Annotated in this window: 1 protein-coding gene; it reads right to left on the reverse strand. The window is 39.4% G+C overall.

Annotated elements, in window-relative coordinates:
• The coding region (locus tag HC176_RS16545) for a heterodisulfide reductase-related iron-sulfur binding cluster (protein ID WP_167920099.1) at positions 1–316 on the reverse strand (316 nt) is incomplete at its 3' end.
• Positions 317–447: the final 131 nt, after the last annotated feature.

The following is a 447-nucleotide window of genomic DNA, read 5'->3' on the forward strand; positions in this document are numbered from 1 at the left end:
TATTAAAACAGTGCGGACAGGTAGTAACGATCTTTTTGATCTCATAACCATTAAGAACTTCAATATTTCCCGCTGCCTGCATTTGGTAAAGAAATTCATTTCCGGCACGTTTTGCAGGATCTCCGGTGCAGCTTTCTTCAGTTCCTAAAACTGCAAATTCAACATTTGAACGAATAAGCAATCTCACAAAAGCCTTAGTTACCTTTTTTGCTCTGTCATCAAAGCTTCCCATACAACCTACCCAACAAAGTACTTCGGGAGCTTTACCTTCAGCCATGAATTGAGCCATTGTTGGAACTTGAATATTTTCTGCCATTATATTTTATGTTGCAGCCTCAAAAAGGCCGGTTTTCTAATTTAATTTTCGTTTGCCCAGTTTAGCCTGTCCATTTGGTTATATGGCCAGGGTGCACCATTGTTCTCGATGTTGGTCATTGCATTATTAAG

The sequence above is a fragment of the Tamlana crocina genome (assembly GCF_012037625.1).